This window comes from Acidovorax sp. HDW3 (genome assembly GCF_011303755.1).
Taxonomy (GTDB): Bacteria; Pseudomonadota; Gammaproteobacteria; order Burkholderiales; family Burkholderiaceae_C; genus Paenacidovorax.
The window spans coordinates 1,605,368-1,620,665 of the sequence record NZ_CP049885.1; the positions used below are offsets into that span (position 1 = coordinate 1,605,368).

Consider the following 15,298-nt stretch of genomic DNA (forward strand, 5'->3'; position numbering starts at 1 on the left):
GGGGCAGCCACGGTGTGCGTGGGGGTGTCAGCGGTGGCCTTAATCGAATTTGACACGCGGATCCACCCACACATAACAAAGATCAGACACCAGCTTGGTCACCAGCCCGATGAGCGTGAACAGGTACAGCGTGCCCAGCACGACGGGGTAGTCGCGCCGGATCACGCTCTCGTAGCTCAAGAGGCCCAGGCCGTCGAGCGAGAACAGCGTCTCGATCAGCAACGAGCCGGCAAAGAATGCGCCAATAAAAGCCGCCGGAAAGCCGGTAACGATGGGAATGAGCGCATTGCGAAACACATGGCCGTAGAGCACCTGGCGCTCGGAAAGGCCCTTGGCGCGCGCCGTGAGCACGTATTGCTTGCGGATTTCTTCCAAAAAGGCGTTCTTCGTCAGCATGGCGGTCACGGCAAAGCTGCCCGCCACCATCGCCGTCACCGGCAGGGCGATGTGCCAGAGGTAGTCCACGATGCGCGCACCCCAGGAAAGCTCGTCCCAGTTCGCCGACGTCAGCCCGCGCAGCGGAAACCACTGCAGCTGGCCGCCAAAAATCACCAGCAGCGCCACGCCCAGTACAAAGCCCGGAATGGCGTAGCCCACCAGAATGAGCAGCGTGGTCAGCAAATCAAAGCGCGAACCGGCACGCACCGCCTTGGCCACGCCCAGGGGCACGGCCACCAGGTAGCTGATGAAAAACGTCCACAGCCCCAGGCTGATGGAGACGGGCAGCTTTTCCTTCACCAGCTGCCACACGTCCTTGTTCTGAAAAAAGCTGCGCCCCAGGTCAAAGCGGGCAAAACGCCCCAGCATCTCGGCAAAACGCTGGTGCGCGGGTTTGTCAAAACCGTAGAGCGCCTTGATCTGCTCCAGGCGCTTGGGGTCCACCCCCTGCGCTCCCCGGTAGGCCAGGCCGCCGCCCTCGGCGCTGCCGCCAGCGCCCGCCTTGGCCTCGGCCAGGTACTGCTCCACCGGGCCACCAGGCACGAACTGGATGACGGCAAAGGTCAGCAGCAACACGCCCAGCAGCGTGGGCAGCATGAGCAGCAGGCGTTTGGCGATGTAGGCAAGCATGGGGACGAAATTTACAGCCAACGGCGCACGCGGCGCAGGTAGTCGGCATACGGCGCGCCAAATTTGGCCAAGAGCGCCCGCTCCTCCGGCTGGATTTGAAAGCGCGTGATGTAGGCCACAAACAAAACCAGCGCCACCAGCCCCAGCGGCTGGCCGCGCCACAGACACAGCGCCAGCAGCAGCAGCGCCAGCCCCAGGTACATGGGGTTGCGTGTGAAGCAGTACGGCCCGCTTTGCACCACCGCGCTGGCACGCCCCGGCGCCAGGGGGTTGGCCGTGGTGCGCTGGCGGCGAAAGTTCCACAGGCTCCAGCCATCGAGCGCCAGGCCGAGCAGCGCGCACGGCAGCGCCAGCGGCAGGCGCAGCGCCTCGGGCAAGGGCCACAGCGGCCACCAGGCGCCGGCAACCCAGGCCAGCGCGGCGCAGGCCAGGGCGACGATGGGCGGGGGGATTTTGTGCTCTAGAAAATGCATTTTTGAGGGTAAAAACAGGCTCTAGCGCCCGCCAGGCAAGCGCGAGCAGCTATCATTTTTTTGCCCACCAGGTCATCACCGCCCACATCTCCCCCGGCGAATACGGCGGCAGGGCCTCGGGGCGCTCCAGGCGCCAGGCGTTGTAGGCCATGCGGTGGGTGCTGGCGTACCACTGGGGCACAAAGTAGTGGCTGTGCCAGATGACGCGGTCGAGCGCGTGGCAGGCCGGGCGCAGTTGCTGCTCGGTCTTGGCGCTGACCATGGCGGCGATGAGCGCATCGACCGCCGGGCTTTTCACGCCGGCGAAGTTGCCCGAATCCTCGGTGTCGGCGGCCTGGCTGCCAAACAGGTCGGCAAACTCCTGGCCGGGGTTGTTCGTGCCCTGGAAGGCGAGCGAGGTGATGTCGAAATCAAACTTCTGCAGCCGCTGCTGGTACAGCGCGAAGTCCACCGAGCGGAATTTGAGCGTGATGCCGAGCTTTTCCAGGTTGCGCATCCAGGGGGCGACCACGCGCATCCCGCCTTCGTTGCTGTCCATGTATTCCAGCACCAGGGGCGTGCCTGCGGCCACGCCGGGCACGTTGACGGCGCGCAGCACGCCGCCCTGCACCTGCCAGCCAGCATCCTGCAGCAGCGCCTGGGCGCGGCGCAGGTTGGCGCGCAGCGACGAGGGTGGGTGGGTGCTGGGCGGCTGGACCATCGTGCCGAAGGTGGCGGCGGGCAGCTGCGCGCGCCAGGGGTTGAGCAGCGCCAGCTCCTCAGGCGTGGGCGCGCCCGTCGCCTCGCAGGCGGTGTTGCCGAACAGGCTGTGCACGCGCCGATACGAGCCGTAGAACATCTGGCGGTTCATCCACTCGAAATCCAGCGCCAAATCCAGCGCCTGGCGCACGCGCGCGTCCTTGAGCAGCGGGCGGCGGGTGTTGAGCACGTAGCTCTGGAAACCGGCGGGCAGCTGGTGGGCAAAGTCGCCCTTGACCAGCTCACCGCTGTCAAATTTTTTGCCGTTCACGCGCCGCGCCCAGTCCCCGGCGCTGAAAAAGCGCATCAGGTCGAACTCGCCCGCCTTCAGCGCTTCGAGCCGCGCCGTGCCGTCCTTGTAGATCTTCACGTTCACGCGTGCGAAGTTCCACTGGCCCCGGCGCACGTTCAGGTTCTGCGCCCAGTAGTGGGGGTCGCGCAGGTAGGTAATGTCTTTGCCAAAGTTCACCGGGCCGATGCGGTAGGGGCCGCTGCCGATGGGGGTGTCGGTCACCACCTGGTCGAACGGCTTGGGCTTGCCGTCTTCGCCCAGCCCCCAGGCGCGGCTGAACACGGGCAGGCCACCCACGGTCAGGGGCAGCTCGCGGTTGGGTTTTTTGAAGCGAAAGCGGATGGTGCGCGCATCCAGCACCTCGGCGGCAGCCACGTCGGTGAGCAGGGTTTTGTAGCCCGGCGAGGTGTAGGGGCCCATCAGGGTGTCAAAGCTGTGCTTCACGTCCTCGGCCTGCACCGGAGCGCCGTCGTGAAAGCGCGCCTCGCTGCGCAGGCGAAAGGTGGCCGAGAGGCCGTCGGCGGCCACCTGCACATCTTCGGCCAGCAGGCCGTAGCCGGTGGCGGTTTCGTCCATGGAGCCCACCAGCAGGCTGTCGAACAGCAAGTCCGACAGGTAGGCCGGCGCGCTGCCCTTGATGGTGAAGGGGTTGTATTTGTCGAACGTGGAGGTGCGCAGGTTGCTCACCAGGCGCAACTCGCCGCCCTTGGGCGCCTGGGGGTTGGCGTAGGCGAAATGCTCAAACCCCGCCGGGTAGCGCGGCTGGCCCCACAGGGCGTAGGCGTGGGCAGCCCAGGTCGGCTGGGCCCAAAAACCAAAAAAAGCGAGCAAAAAAAGGCGCCGGAACTGCATGAGACAATTCTGCACCAGGCGCGCACAGCGCTTGCACAACGTATTTCCCCCTCATTTTCAGGAGAACCAACATGGGCTTTCTCGCCGGCAAAAAGCTGCTCATCACGGGCGTGCTGTCCAACCGTTCCATCGCCTACGGCATTGCCCGCGCCTGCCACCAGCAGGGCGCAGAGCTGGCCTTCAGCTACGTGGGCGAGCGCTTCAAAGACCGCATCACCGAGTTTGCCGCCGAGTTTGGCTCCACGCTGGTGTTCGATTGCGACGTGGCCGACGATGCGCAGATCGAAAAAATGTTTGCCGACCTCTCGGCCACCTGGCCGAAGTTTGACGGCTTTGTGCACAGCATCGGCTTTGCCCCGCGCGAGGCGATTGCCGGCAACTTTCTCGACGGCCTCTCGCGCGAGGGCTTTCGCGTGGCGCACGACATCAGCGCCTACAGCTTCCCCGCCATGGCCAAGGCCGCCCTGCCCTACCTGAACGACAAATCCGCGCTGCTGACGCTCTCCTACCTGGGCGCGCTGCGCAGCATTCCCAACTACAACACCATGGGCCTGGCCAAGGCCAGCCTGGAAGCGAGCGTGCGCTACTTGGCCGAGGCCGTGGGCCGCACGGCAGATGGCCGCGCCATCCGCGCCAACGGCATTTCTGCCGGCCCCATCAAGACGCTGGCGGCCAGCGGCATCAAGGACTTCGGCAAGCTCCTGGGCCGCGTGGCCGACGCCGCGCCGCTGCGCCGCAACGTGACCATCGAGGACGTGGGCAACGTCGCCGCCTTTTTGCTGAGCGACCTGGCTAGCGGCGTGACCGCCGAGATCACCTATGTGGACGGCGGCTTCAGCCAGACGGCGGGGCTGTCGGCCGATCAGGTGTAAAGCGCCTGCACCAACTGCCCCTGGCCTGCATCGCAGGACAGGGGTTTCTCTATGATTTTGGCCTCTAACGCTTACCAGTCAAGCGCTAGCAGCTATCTTTTTTACTATTCAACGTTTCGCCAAAGCGGCGAACATGGCATCCGCCGTAGGCTGTTTTGCAGGTCGTGCCCACAACAGCAAAGCGGCGCGTTGCAAGGCCTGCCCGCGCGTGCGCATGGCGGCCTCGTCCCATTGCTGCAAATCGCTGCGATGAAACCAGGCCGCATTCATTAACAAGGCGCTCTGCCCCAACAGGGAGCGCTTGCCCAGCACCATGTTTCCTTGCCCATCATGGCTATCGGCAAAAGGACCATTGCTGACGCTGCTGTTCAGCGCACTGGTCAACAGCGTCAGATTGCCAAAACCATGCAAAGCCAGTTGTCGTGTCTGGCGCTGCGCATCTCCCATACCTGCTACCTGATAACTCGGTACCTTGTCCCAGCTTTGTGGCATGACATGCTCCACCGTCAAGACAGTTGGCACATCCTGGCTGCCCTGTTTGGCACCGCGTGCGGCGTACTCCAGAGCACGCAGCAGGGCGCACACCTTGCCAGACTTGAGTTCGGTATAAACCGGGCGTGTGAGCCACTGATCGCCAAACGATTGATCGTCGGGCCAGCACTCGCTGGCCGCCGAGGCGTCCAGCAAGGCCTGGCGCAACGCCTCGTGGGGCTTTTCGGCAGCGCAAACCGCTTGCAGCACACGCAAAAAGAAACGGTTATAGCCCTTCGTCGTTAAGCCGCAGACGCTGCGGCGCACAAGGTAAGAAGCCAAGTCGCCCAAAGCCTGCTGAAGTTCGGCACTGTCGTCCTCCAGGCGCTCACGCAGCGCCAGCACCACCGGGGTAACCGTTCCTACATCCAATGCCTTCAGCAGGCGAGCAAATTCAGCCAAATAGCCCGTTCCCTGAGGCGAAATCAGCGCCCCAAAGTGACGACTGCTGGTTTGGATACGCCGCAGCTCGACTTCCAAATCGCGCGGAGCCTGCAACCACCAGCCCTTGAACGCCTGGAACACATGGCCGACAAGGGTGGTTTCCTGGCACCGAAGCACTGCGTAATGGTAGAAAAACAGATCAATGCGCGGGTGCAACAAACGCCCCTGCTTTTCCTTGTCACGCCAGTAGCGGTTGGCCGTCACGGTATTTTTTCCCGTTGCTACCTGATCAAAATCACTCCAATAGCTGGCATACAACATATCTACCGCCTGGCCTTGGCGCGCGGCCTCCAGGAATAAAAAATTGCGAACCAGATCGGATGCCAACAGCGGTTCTCCACGCGCATTCAGGGTTTCAAAAATCACCTGGGGATCATCATCCACGTCCAGCGACAAAGTCATCAGCTGCACCTGGTCTGCCAGCGCCATATACAGCGCCTGGGCACGAAGTACATCCGCCTTGCCCACTGCTGCCACTGGCGCTACGGCATTGGTATTGCGAAGGGCGGCCACCAGTGCGTCGCTGTGGCTGCGATCGGGATCAACGCCATCGGCGCGCGGGGCGGAGTCAGACAAATCCACACCATGCAGATAAGCCAGGCAGACGTGATACAGATACAAAAAGGTCTGCACCATCAAGGGCCGATCCATCCGATTGCGACCATCACGCGCCGGGTAAGCCGCGCACACATCCGCAACCGAGCTGGCGGTATGCAGCGCCTTCATTTCCTGGCGCCCAGCCTGCGTGGGCCAAACTTTGTGGTGATCGTTGGCATCCACCACATAGGGGCCTGGATTGCGCACGACGGCAGCTACCATTTGTGCCACATTCATCTGGTCACTATCTTGCGCAGCGTGGCGCAACGCCAATAGCAACAGATGCAAGGTGGTGCTGCGCTGCTGACCATCGATTACCTCGTACATGGGGACGCGCCCAAAAGCATTGGGCACTGGCGTCATGACGATGGAGCCCAGAAAATGCTTGGGTAAGGGCCGCAGGGCAGCCACGGCTGCCGGAGCCAGTTGCTGGCGTTCGAGCAGCGCATCCGCCTGGTTTTGAATATCGAACCACAGTGGCGCCACCTGTTTTTCCAGCGTCCAAACGTACCCCCGCTGAAAAATAGGAATTTGGTACTGAAAAGGAGCGTTAAAAAGGCCAATAACGGTGGTTTTGCTCGGCTGCATAAAAAAACGCAATGGGTTGTTAAATACCAGCCCATTCTATGGTTCGGCTGCCTCCTCAACCCGTCGGCGCCGCCACCCGGTGCAGCAGCACGGGGTTGCCGCCCTTGCCGTCCACACTTTCAATCTGCACGCCAAAGCCCCACAGCCGGGCGACGTGCTTGAGCACCTCCACCGTGCTCTCGCCCAGCGGGCGGCCCTGGTATTGGGTGTGGCGCAGGGTCAGGCTGCGGTCGCCGCGCAGGTTCACGTTCCAGACTTGGATGTTGGGCTCGCGCGTGCCCAGGTCGTACTGCTGCGACAGGGTCTGGCGCAGCTGGCGGTAGCCGTCTTCGTCGTGGATGGCGCTGACCAGCAGCTCGCTTTGCGCGGTGTCGTCGTGGATGGCGAACAGGCGCAGGCTGCGCATCAGGTGCGGGCTCAGGAACTGGCCGATGAAGCTCTCGTCCTTGAAGTTGCGCATGGCGTGATCCAGCGTGGGCAGCCAGGGCTGGCCGGCGATGTCGGGGAACCAGTGCCGGTCTTCCTCGGTCGGGGCCTGGCAGATGCGCTGGATGTCGCGGTACATGCCAAAGCCCAGGGCGTAGGGGTTGATGCCGCTGTACGCCGGGTGGCCCACCGGGGGCTGGTAGATGACGTTGGTGTGCGAGGACAGCCATTCGATCATCACGCCGTCGGTCAACCAGCCCTCGTCGTAGAGGGTGTTCATCAGCGTGTAATGCCAGAAGGTGGCCCAGCCTTCGTTCATCACCTGGGTCTGGCGCTGGGGGTAGAAGTATTGCGCCACCTTGCGCACGATGCGCACGATCTCGCGCTGCCACGGTTCGAGCAGGGGGGCATTTTTCTCGATGAAGTACAGCAGGTTTTCCTGCGGCTCGCAGGGAAAGCGCTCTTGTGCCTGGGTGGCGGCATCTTTGCCGGGGCGCACGGGCAGAGTGCGCCAAAGCTCGTTGACTTGCTGCTGCGCGTAGGCTTCGCGCTCGCTGCGCTCCAGGCGCTCGCGCGCCAGGCTTTTCTTTGACGGGCGGCGATAGCGATCGACCCCAAAATGCGCCAGCGCGTGGCAGGAGTCGAGCAACTGCTCGACCGCCTCCCAGCCGTAGCGCTCCTCGCACTGGGCCATGTAGTCGCGGGCATAGACCAGATAGTCGATGATGCTGCCGGCGTCCGTCCAGAGGCGAAACAGGTAGTTGCCTTTGAAGAAGCTGTTGTGGCCGTAGGCGGCGTGAGCAATCACCAGCGCCTGCATGGCGGTGGTGTTTTCTTCCATCAGGTAGCTGATGCAGGGGTTGGCGTTGATGACGATCTCGTAGGCCAGCCCCATGTGGCCACGCCGGTAGCGGCGCTCGGTGGCCAAGAATTCTTTGCCATAGCTCCAGTGGCGGTAGTTGACGGGCATACCCACGCTGGCGTAGGCGTCCATCATTTGCTCGGCGGTGATGACTTCGAGCTGGTTGGGGTAGGTATCGAGGCCAAAGCGTTCGGCAGTCTCGGCAATGACGGCGTGGTAGCGCTCGATGAGCTCGAACGTCCAGTCGCTCGGGTCAGGCAGGGGCTGGGCCGGGCGCTGGCCGGCGGGCAGCAAGTCTGCGGGCACGCTGCGCTGGCGGCGCTCGCCGGTGGCGGCGACTTTCCAGGGGTTGTCGCCATTGCGCCGCTCAAGCACGGGGTACAGGGAGAGGTTCATACCGGCACCCCCTCTTTCTTGAACAAATCCCGGAACACGGGGTAGATCTCGCTCGCATCGGCCACCTTGCGCATCGCAAACTGCGGATACAGGGGCAGCAGCTGGGCGTATTCCTCCCACAGGTTTTGCTCCTCAGGGGCTACCTGCACGTAGGCAAAGTAGCGCACCAGGGGCAGGATCTTGTCCACCAGCAGGTTGCGGCAGTTGCCGCTGTCGTTGGTGAAGTTGTCGCCATCGCTGGCCTGGGCAACGTAGATATTCCAGTCGCCCACGGGGTAGCGTGCGCGCATGGTGTCAGCGAGCAGCTCCAGCGCACTGCTGACCACGGTGCCGCCGGTTTCCTGGGAGTGAAAAAATTCATCCTCACTCACTTCACTCGCCTGGGTGTGGTGACGGATGAAAACGATGTCGATTTTTTCGTAATGCCGCGTCAAAAACAGGTACAGCAGAATGAAAAAACGCTTGGCCAGGTCTTTGCGCGCCTGGTCCATGGAGCCCGAGACGTCCATGACGCAAAACATCACCGCCTGGCTGTTGGGCACGGGCACCTTGGTGTGGGCACGAAAGCGCAGGTCGATGGGGTCGAGGTACGGCACCCGCGCCACGCGCTCTTTCAGGGCCTGAATCTGGCGCTGCAGGGCGGCGGCCTCCTCGCTCGTGCCGTCGTCCTGCGCCAGCAGGGCATCGAGCTGCTGCTGCAGCTGCTGCCAGTGCTGCTGCGGCTGGCGGGTCAGGGCAATGCGCCGCCCCAGGGCGCCGCGCATGGTGCGCAGCAGCGCCAGGTTGTTGGGCGTGCCGTCGTGGTTGTAGCCGGCGCGGCGGTTCTTCCACTGCGGGTTGTCGCCCAGGTGCGTGCGCAGCAGACGCGGCAGCGCAAGGTCGTCAAAAAAGAGCTGCATGAACTCCTCTTTGGACAGGGTGAAGGTGAAGTCGTCCTCGCCTTCGCCGCTGTCGCTGGCCTGGCCACCGCGCCCGCCGGCGCCGCCCTCGGGGCGGGCAATGCGGTCGCCACGCACGTAGTCGCTGTTGCCTGGGTGCACCATGTCGCGCACCCCACCCCGGCCATGGTGAAAAACCGGCTCCTGGATGTTTTTCTTCGGGATGGTGATGTTCTCGGCCTGCTCGATGTGGCGGATATCGCGCTCGCCCACGGCGCGGCGCACGCTCTCGGTGATCTGCGCCTTGTAGCGGCGGATGAAGCGTTCACGGTTGCCCACCGACTTGTTTTTGCCGGCGAGTCTGCGGTCGATGATTTGCATGGCCATGGTGCTGCGCCCTCCCCTTGCCCGCAGGCGGTTTCAGCTGCTCTTGCGCACGCGCAGGTACCACTCGCACAGCAGGCGCACCTGCTTGGAGGTGTAGCCCTTGGATTCCATGCGGGTGACGAAATCTTCGTGCTTGCGCGCATCCTCGGCGCTGGCCTTGGCGTTGAAGCTGATGACGGGCAGCAGCTCCTCGGTGTTGGAGAACATTTTTTTCTCGATCACCAGGCGCAGCTTTTCATAGCTCGTCCAGGCCGGGTTTTTGCCCTGGTGGTTGGCGCGCGCACGCAGCACAAAGTTGACGATTTCGTTGCGAAAATCCTTGGGATTGGCAATGCCGGCGGGTTTTTCAATCTTCTCCAGCTCGGCATTGAGGGCGTTGCGATCAAATACTTCGCCGGTATCGGTGTCGCGGTATTCGCTGTCCTGAATCCAATAGTCGGCATAGGTCACATAGCGGTCAAAAATGTTTTGCCCGTACTCGCTATAACTTTCAAGGTAAGCGGTTTGTATCTCTTTGCCGATGAACTCGGCGTAGCGCGGCGAGAGATATTCCTTGATAAATCCGGTGTATTTCGTCTCCAGCTCGGCCGGAAACTGCTCGCGCCCAATCTGCTGCTCCAGCACGTACATCAGATGCACCGGGTTGGCCGCCACTTCGGTGCTGTCGTAGTTGAATACCTTGGACAAAATTTTGAAGGCAAAGCGCGTGGAGATGCCGCTCATGCCCTCATCGACGCCGGCGTAGTCGCGGTACTCCTGGTAGCTCTTGGCGCGCGGATCGGTGTCTTTGAGGCTTTGCCCGTCATAGACCTTCATTTTGCTGAACAGGCTGGAGTTTTCCGACTCTTTCAGGCGCGTAAGAATGGCAAACTGCGCCATCATCTTGAGCGTGCCCGGCGCGCACACGGCCTGCGCGAGCGACGATTCCCGAATAAGCTTTTCGTAAATGCGAATTTCTTCGCTCACGCGCAGGCAGTACGGCACCTTGACGATATAGATGCGATCGAGAAACGCCTCGTTGTTCTTGTTGTTGCGAAATGCCTTCCACTCGCTCTCGTTGCTGTGCGCCAGCACCATGCCATCGAACGGAATGGCGCCAAAGCCCTCGGTGCCCTTGTAGTTACCCTCCTGCGTCGCCGTCAGCAGCGGGTGCAGCACTTTGATGGGGGCCTTGAACATTTCCACAAATTCAAGCAAACCCTGGTTGGCCAAACACAGGCCGCCCGAATAACTGTAGGCGTCGGTATCGTCCTGGCCAAAATTTTCCAGCTGGCGAATATCGACCTTGCCCACCAGGCTGGAAATATCCTGGTTGTTCTCATCGCCCGGCTCGGTCTTGGCAATGGCGATCTGTTTCAAGATGCTGGGGTAGCGCTTGATGACGCGAAACTGGCGAATGTCGCCGCCGTATTCTTCGAGCCGCTTGACGGCCCAGGGCGAGAGCACGCGCGCCAGATAGCGCGGCGGAATGCCAAACTGCTCCTGCAGGATGGGGCCGTCCTCCTGCGGATCGAACAGGCCCAGGGGCGACTCGTTCACCGGCGAGCCCTTGAGGGCGTAGAACGGCACCTTCTGCATCAGGTACTTGAGGCGCTCGGCAATCGAGCTTTTACCACCGCCCACGGGGCCGAGCAGGTAGAGGATTTGCTTGCGCTCCTCCAGCCCCTGCGCCGCGTGGCGGAAAAAGCTCACCACCTGCTCGATGGCGTCCTCCATGCCGTAGAACTCGGCAAAGGCCGGATAACGGCGGATGACTTTGTTGGCAAACAGGCGCGAGAGCTGCGGGTCGTTGCGCGTATCGAGCATCTCGGGCTCACCAATAGCGGCCAACATGCGCTGCGCTGCCGTGGCGTACACCATGGGATCGCGCTTGCATTCCGCCAGGTACTCGTCAATCGACATTTCCTCTTCGCGCCCCCGCGCGTAACGTGCGGTGAAGTGGCTGATGGCGTCCATAAATCCTCCTGTGACGATTGCGGCCTAGCGGTGCAATTCGTTGTAGCACCGGCGTGCTGCTTTGAACAGGGGATTTATGGGGGCAACAGCGGGTGCTTCAGCGCTTGGCTGCAGGCCGGCGCGGTGCCGACGGGGCACGTGTGCCGGCGCGCGGCGGCAGGCCGGTGTGCTGCGTCAGCAGCTGGCCGGGCTGCGGCTTTTTACCCGGTGCGCCTTGCACCTTGGCCTGTCCCTGCGCCTGCGCCTTGCCCTGCGCAGCCGACTGGCGTGCGCTGTCGAGCGCCATGGTCGGTATGACGTGGTACTTGCCCTTGTCCGCCTTGCTGCATTGGCCGGGCAGTGGCTGCCAGGTGGGGATGAGGTGGTGCTTGCCGTTGCCGATCAAATCGGCGCGGCCCATGGCCTTGAGCGCGTCGCGCAACAGCGGCCAGTTGGCCGGGTCGTGGTAGCGCAAAAAGGCCTTGTGCAGGCGCCGGCGCTTCTCACCGCGCACCACGTCCACCTTTTCGCCGCGTTCGTCGCGGTGCACGCCCTTCAAGGTGTTGATGCCCGTGTGGTACATGGCCGTGGCCGTGGCCATGGTGCTGGGATAAAAGGTTTGCACCTGGTCAGCGCGAAAGCCGTTTTTCTTCAGCCAGATGGCGAGGTTCATCATGTCCTCGTCGCTGGTGCCGGGGTGGGCGGCGATGAAGTACGGAATCAAAAACTGCTTCTTGCCGGCTTCCTCGGTGTACTTCTCGAACAAGACCTTGAACTTGTCGTAGTTGCCGATGCCGGGCTTCATCATCTTGGTCAGCGGCCCGGCCTCGGTGTGCTCGGGGGCAATCTTCAGGTAGCCACCCACATGGTGCTGCACCAGCTCCTTGACGTACTCGGGCGACTGGATCGCCAGGTCGTAGCGCAGGCCCGAGCCAATCAGAATTTTCTTGATGCCCTTGATCGCCCGGCCCTTTTTGTAGATGGAAATCAGCGGGTCGTGGTTGGTGGTCAGGTTCTGGCAGATGCCGGGATAAACGCAGCTCGGTTTGCGGCAGGCGGCCTCGATCTCGGGCGTGCGGCAGCCCAGGCGGTACATATTGGCCGTGGGCCCGCCCAGGTCAGAGATGGTGCCGGTAAAGCCCTGCACCTTGTCGCGCACGTCCTCGATCTCGCGCAGGATGGAATCCTCGGAGCGGCTCTGGATGATGCGCCCCTCGTGCTCGGTGATGGAGCAGAAGGTGCAGCCGCCAAAGCAGCCGCGCATGATGTTGATGGAGAAGCGGATCACCTCCCAGGCCGGGATTTTGGTGGCGCCGTCGTGGCGGCCCTGCTCGTCGGCGTAGCGCGGGTGCGGGCTGCGCGCGTAGGGCAGATCAAAAATGTGGTCCATCTCCGCCGTGGTCAGCGGAATGGGCGGCGGGTTCTGCCACACGTCGCGCGCCGTCGCGCCCTCGCCGTGCGCCTGCACCAGGGCGCGGGCGTTGCCGGGGTTGGTCTCCAGGTGAAAGACGCGGCTGGCGTGGGCGTAGAGCACGGGGTCGCTCTTGACCTGCTCGTAGCTGGGCAGGCGGATGACGGTTTTCTCCCGCTGCAGGGCTTTTTTGCTCACCAGCGCCGGGTTAGGCATGAATTGCAGTGGCTTTTCAGAGGCATTTTGGCCGCTAGCGCCCGTAGAACAAGCGCTACCAGCTATCAAATCAGGAGCATCTTCCTTGGCGCAGCTCGCGCCCTGCGCCGCCGCCTGCTCGCTGGTGGTCTGGTAGGGATTGGTGTGTGCCTCCACCGGGCCGGGCTGATCGACCTCGGTCGAGTCGATCTCCATCCAGCCCTGGCTGGTCTCGTCGCCCGGGCGGCGGATGAAGGAGGTGCCGCGCAGGTCGGTGATGTGCGCGATGGGCTCGCGCCGCGCCAGGCGGTGGGCAATATCGACCAGCGCGCGCTCGGCGTTGCCGTAGAGCAGCAGGTCGCATTTGCTATCGACCACGATGGAGCGGCGCACCTTGTCGCTCCAGTAGTCGTAGTGGGCGATGCGGCGCAGGCTGCCTTCCATGCCACCGAGGACGATGGGCACGTCCTTGTACGCCTCGCGGCAGCGCTGGCTGTAGACGATGGCGGCGCGGTCCGGGCGGTGGTTGCCCTCGGCGCCGGGGGTGTAGGCGTCGTCGCTGCGGATTTTTCGGTCGGCCGTGTAGCGGTTGATCATGGAATCCATGTTGCCCGCCGTCACGCCCCAGAACAGGTTGGGCTTGCCCAGCACCTTGAAGGGCTCGGCGCTCTGCCAATCGGGCTGGGCGATGATGCCGACGCGAAAGCCCTGCGCTTCCAAGGTACGCCCGATCACGGCCATGCCGAAGCTCGGGTGATCGACATAGGCATCGCCCGTGACCAGGATCACGTCGCAGCTGTCCCAGCCGAGCTGCGCCATCTCCTCGCGGCTCATGGGCAGGAAGGGCGCGGGGCCGAAGCGCTTGGCCCAGAACGGCTTGTAGCTGGTGATCGGCTTGGCAGCGCGCGGGAAAAAGGAAACGTCAACCAAGGCGTTCATGGCAGGCAATTCAAAGCAGGTGGGGGTGGGCGCGCGAGTGTAGTGTGCAAGCGCTTCGCACAGCCACTCTGGGGTTTCTCCTTGATGCAAAACAGGCAAAACGCTCCCCGGAAGCCGTTAGACTCGCGGCTTCCGTTCGGGCGGGGCTGAGGAACCATAAGTTTCCGGTCAAGCGCCTTTTTTGTGTTCATTCAAGGTACCCAGGAGACACCATGAATACCTCTTTTCGTATGAAAGCCGTGGTAGCAGCCATGGGCGCAGCAGGCGCCCTGTTCATGGCCGGCGCCCACGCACAAATCAAAATTGCGCTGGTCGGCCCCGCGACCGGCCCCGTGACCCAGTACGGTGACATGGTCAAAGAAGGCGCCACGACCGCTGTTGAAATGGTCAACGCCGCCGGTGGTATCAATGGCAAGAAGGTCGAGCTCGTCGTCGTCGATGACGCTTGCGAACCCAAGCAGGGCCCGGTCGCTGCCAACCGCGTGATCAACGACAAGATCCATTACGTCGTCGGCCCCGTGTGCTCGGGCGCCACCATTGCCGCTGCCCCGATCTACAACAACGAAGGCGTGGTCGTCGTCACCCCGTCGGCCACCTCGCCGGCGCTGACCGAAGGCAAGAACTTCCACTTCATCTTCCGCACCATCGGCCGTGACGACCAGCAGGGCCCCGCCGCCGCCAAGTTCATCGCCGAGAAAGTCAAACCCAAAAAGGTTGCCGTTCTGCACGACAAGCAGTCCTACGGCCAGGGCATTGCCGCCTCCGTGCGTGACGACCTGAAGAAGGCCGGCATCAACGTCGCCCTGTTCGAAGGCATCAACGCCGGCGACAGCGACTACTCCGCCGTCATCACCAAGCTCAAGAGCGCAGGCATCGATTTCGTCTACTACGGCGGCTACCACCCTGAAATGGGCCTGCTGCTGCGCCAAGCGGGCGAGCAGGGCCTGAAGGTCAAGATGATGGGCCCCGAGGGCGTGGGCAACCCCGAAGTCAACGCCATTGCCGGCCCCGCCGTCGAAGGCATGTTGCTGACACTGCCAGCCGACTTCTCGGCCAACCCCAAGAACGCCGCCATCGTCAAGGCCTTCAAGGACAAGAAGCGTGATGCTTCAGGTGCCTTCCAGCTGACTTCCTACGCAGCAGCGCAGGTCATCCTCGACAGCATCAAGGCCGTCGGTGACGATCCGGCCAAGGTGGCCGAGCACCTGCACAAGGCCACTTTCGAGACGCCTCTGGGCGCCATCAGCTGGAACAAGAGCGGCGACCTGAAGTCGTTCGATTTCCAGGTTTTCGAATGGCATAAGGACGGCACCAAAACGGTCGCCAAGTAAGCGTTTTTCCCTCTCTGCCCCGACGCTCTCCCCACAAGGTTGAGGGCTGTCGGGGTTTTTCCGTTTTTTTCAGGGTATCGCCC

Annotated in this window: 10 protein-coding genes; 2 read left to right on the forward strand and 8 right to left on the reverse strand. The window is 62.9% G+C overall.

From position 1 onward, the window contains the following. Positions 1 to 39: 39 nt before the first annotated feature. The 3 genes from G7045_RS07270 to G7045_RS07280 are packed head-to-tail and all read right to left on the reverse strand — an operon-like array spanning position 40 to position 3,423. The gene (locus G7045_RS07270) at positions 40 to 1,068 is read right to left on the reverse strand and encodes a microcin C ABC transporter permease YejB (RefSeq protein WP_166159023.1); all 1,029 of its coding nucleotides are present in this window, start codon (positions 1,066 to 1,068) and stop codon (positions 40 to 42) included. 11 nt (positions 1,069 to 1,079) lie between these two features. Next, positions 1,080 to 1,541 (reverse strand): isoprenylcysteine carboxylmethyltransferase family protein, encoded by a 462-nt coding sequence (locus G7045_RS07275; RefSeq protein ID WP_166159024.1) that lies wholly within the window; start codon positions 1,539 to 1,541, stop codon positions 1,080 to 1,082. Between the two features lie 52 nt (positions 1,542 to 1,593). Further along, complete coding sequence (locus G7045_RS07280) at positions 1,594 to 3,423, reverse strand: extracellular solute-binding protein (RefSeq protein WP_166159025.1); 1,830 nt, start codon at positions 3,421 to 3,423, stop codon at positions 1,594 to 1,596. Positions 3,424 to 3,494: 71 nt separating this feature from the next. Here G7045_RS07280 and fabI point away from each other — a divergent pair, with 71 nt between their 5' ends. Continuing rightward, positions 3,495 to 4,295, forward strand: a complete 801-nt coding sequence (gene fabI, locus G7045_RS07285) for an enoyl-ACP reductase FabI (RefSeq protein ID WP_166159026.1) — start codon at positions 3,495 to 3,497, stop codon at positions 4,293 to 4,295. 108 nt (positions 4,296 to 4,403) lie between these two features. Here fabI and G7045_RS07290 read toward each other — a convergent pair whose 3' ends face one another. The 5 genes from G7045_RS07290 to G7045_RS07310 all read right to left on the reverse strand — a co-directional run bounded on the left by G7045_RS07290 (position 4,404) and on the right by G7045_RS07310 (position 13,884). Then, positions 4,404 to 6,455 (reverse strand): DUF262 domain-containing HNH endonuclease family protein, encoded by a 2,052-nt coding sequence (locus G7045_RS07290; protein WP_166159027.1) that lies wholly within the window; start codon positions 6,453 to 6,455, stop codon positions 4,404 to 4,406. 55 nt (positions 6,456 to 6,510) lie between these two features. Further along, a complete protein-coding gene (locus G7045_RS07295; protein WP_166159028.1) occupies positions 6,511 to 8,139 on the reverse strand; it encodes a SpoVR family protein in 1,629 nt (542 codons plus the stop codon). Further along, positions 8,136 to 9,404, reverse strand: coding sequence for a YeaH/YhbH family protein (locus G7045_RS07300; RefSeq protein ID WP_166159029.1), 1,269 nt, complete (start codon positions 9,402 to 9,404; stop codon positions 8,136 to 8,138). Before G7045_RS07300 ends, G7045_RS07295 begins: the two co-directional genes overlap by 4 nt. A gap of 33 nt (positions 9,405 to 9,437) precedes the next feature. Next, a complete protein-coding gene (locus G7045_RS07305; protein WP_166159030.1) occupies positions 9,438 to 11,360 on the reverse strand; it encodes a PrkA family serine protein kinase in 1,923 nt (640 codons plus the stop codon). A 97-nt stretch (positions 11,361 to 11,457) separates the two neighbouring features. Continuing rightward, complete coding sequence (locus G7045_RS07310) at positions 11,458 to 13,884, reverse strand: YgiQ family radical SAM protein (RefSeq protein WP_166159031.1); 2,427 nt, start codon at positions 13,882 to 13,884, stop codon at positions 11,458 to 11,460. Positions 13,885 to 14,096: 212 nt separating this feature from the next. On the opposite strand from G7045_RS07310, the gene G7045_RS07315 reads away from it, so the two are divergent. After that, the gene (locus G7045_RS07315) at positions 14,097 to 15,215 is read left to right on the forward strand and encodes a branched-chain amino acid ABC transporter substrate-binding protein (protein WP_166159032.1); all 1,119 of its coding nucleotides are present in this window, start codon (positions 14,097 to 14,099) and stop codon (positions 15,213 to 15,215) included. Positions 15,216 to 15,298: the final 83 nt, after the last annotated feature.

What these genes read in the sequence shown, in the direction of transcription:
- G7045_RS07270 (WP_166159023.1), bottom strand. Translation starts at nt 1,068, where the DNA reads ATGCTTGCCTACATCGCCAAACGCCTGCTGCTCATGCTGCCCACGCTG.
- G7045_RS07275 (WP_166159024.1), bottom strand. Translation starts at nt 1,541, where the DNA reads ATGCATTTTCTAGAGCACAAAATCCCCCCGCCCATCGTCGCCCTGGCC.
- G7045_RS07280 (WP_166159025.1), bottom strand. Translation starts at nt 3,423, where the DNA reads ATGCAGTTCCGGCGCCTTTTTTTGCTCGCTTTTTTTGGTTTTTGGGCC.
- fabI (WP_166159026.1), top strand. Translation starts at nt 3,495, where the DNA reads ATGGGCTTTCTCGCCGGCAAAAAGCTGCTCATCACGGGCGTGCTGTCC.
- G7045_RS07290 (WP_166159027.1), bottom strand. Translation starts at nt 6,455, where the DNA reads ATGCAGCCGAGCAAAACCACCGTTATTGGCCTTTTTAACGCTCCTTTT.
- G7045_RS07295 (WP_166159028.1), bottom strand. Translation starts at nt 8,139, where the DNA reads ATGAACCTCTCCCTGTACCCCGTGCTTGAGCGGCGCAATGGCGACAAC.
- G7045_RS07300 (WP_166159029.1), bottom strand. Translation starts at nt 9,404, where the DNA reads ATGGCCATGCAAATCATCGACCGCAGACTCGCCGGCAAAAACAAGTCG.
- G7045_RS07305 (WP_166159030.1), bottom strand. Translation starts at nt 11,360, where the DNA reads ATGGACGCCATCAGCCACTTCACCGCACGTTACGCGCGGGGGCGCGAA.
- G7045_RS07310 (WP_166159031.1), bottom strand. Translation starts at nt 13,884, where the DNA reads ATGAACGCCTTGGTTGACGTTTCCTTTTTCCCGCGCGCTGCCAAGCCG.
- G7045_RS07315 (WP_166159032.1), top strand. Translation starts at nt 14,097, where the DNA reads ATGAATACCTCTTTTCGTATGAAAGCCGTGGTAGCAGCCATGGGCGCA.